The 1497-nt window shown below is 59.9% G+C and carries 3 protein-coding genes; 1 reads left to right on the top strand and 2 read right to left on the bottom strand.

Annotated features, from left to right (window positions below; genetic code table 11):
• The coding region (locus tag AC1DY5_RS55295; protein ID WP_478122642.1) for an SDR family NAD(P)-dependent oxidoreductase at positions 1-452 on the bottom strand (452 nt) is incomplete at its 3' end.
• Between the two features lie 76 nt (positions 453-528).
• Positions 529-1110, bottom strand: a complete 582-nt coding sequence (locus tag AC1DY5_RS55290) for a hydrolase (RefSeq protein WP_478122641.1) — start codon at positions 1108-1110, stop codon at positions 529-531.
• 272 nt (positions 1111-1382) lie between these two features.
• On the opposite strand from AC1DY5_RS55290, the gene AC1DY5_RS55285 reads away from it, so the two are divergent.
• A partial coding sequence (locus tag AC1DY5_RS55285; RefSeq protein WP_478122643.1) for an NAD(P)-binding domain-containing protein occupies positions 1383-1497 on the top strand: 115 nt, incomplete at its 3' end.

Below are 1497 nucleotides of genomic sequence, written 5' to 3'. Positions count from 1 at the left end.
GCGGTATACGCATCCAGCCGGCCCAATCCGAGGTGCGCGTAGATCGAGGCCGTGTTGACGATCGCTCCGCCGCCTGCCTTCTCGATCGCCGGAAGCTGGGCCTTCATGCAATAGAAGATCCCGTCGAGATTCACGCCCATGACCCTCCGCCATTCATCGGCGGTCACGTCAGGTAGTGCATCGAACTTGCCGCTGATGCCGGCATTGTTGGCTGCGTAGTTCAAGGCGCCGAAGTCGTGAATCGCGCGGTCGACGATGGCCTGGCATTGCTCCAGCACAGACACATCCGCACACATCGCCACAGCCGTGCCGCCCTGCCCGCGAATCGCTTGAGCCACCGTTTCGGCGGCGTCGGATTGAATATCGACGACTAGCACCTTGGCACCCTGCATGGCAAGGTCCTGGGCTATGGCTTCGCCGATTCCTCCACCGGCACCCGTCACGATCGCCACCTTGTCTTGAAACGTACCTGACACTGTTGTCTCCTGCTGTTGAATTGGTTCTGTTCGTGCGAGTGGCGCGTCGCCCTCAGCGCTCGTTGATAGCGGCAAGAATCTGGCTCGTGCTGCGAACCCGGCCGATCATCGGGAAGATGGTGTTGGCAGCGAACGCATGCAGCTCTTCCGATACGCTGGTGATCGCATCCTCGGCGAAGACGAGGTGGTAGCCCAGTTCATGGGCGGCACGCGCGGTGGACTCCACGCCCATGTTGCTGGCAATGCCCGCGAGCACCACTGTCTTTACACCGCGGCGGCGCAGTTGCAGGTCCAGTTCAGTGCCGTGAAATGCATTCCACTGACGCTTGGTGATCACGATGTCGCTGGCCACGATTCCGAGGTCCGCAGGCAGGTCTGCCCAGTCGACAGGCAACCCCCCGGCGGGCATCGGCAGCGGCCGGTCGACCGGCTGATGCAGCGCATCTGAAAAGTCGGCAGTCCATGCAACGCGCGTCACGGCGACGGGGCACCGCGCATTCCTGAAGGCTTGCGCCAGTCGCGCACCGTTCTCCAGCACCGCGTCCGCAGGATGCGGCGCCAGCGGAAGACGCAGGATTCCTGATTGCAGATCGACTGCCAGGAACGCGGCGTCGTGAAGCTCCAGAGCTTCCATAAATTACCTCCACATGAAAAGAACAATGAATGGATTCGACAGCCGCCTCGCCCCTTCCGGAATCAACTTGGCGGCAGTCCCTGAGCCAAGCATAATTGAATCATCGTCATTTGTTCGTTAGGGTTTTCGATAGGCGAGAGAATGGTTCGTTCCTTGGTCCATCAGTGGACGTTCCGCAAGAGATCAGCTAAGCTGCGATCCACATAAAGCTGAATGTACGTCATTTATCAGCTTGCATCGAACTACTGTTTATCATTCATGGGGACAAGTAAATGGCACTGAAGATGGGATTCATGGGGCTGGGCAACATGGGCGAGGGCATGGCTTCGAATCTGGCCAGGGCGGGGTTCCCGCTGACCGTGCTCGACATTCGACCGGAGCCGGTCC

This window comes from Variovorax sp. P4_D9 (assembly GCF_056401695.1).
This window is presented reverse-complemented; position numbering and strand designations above follow the sequence as displayed.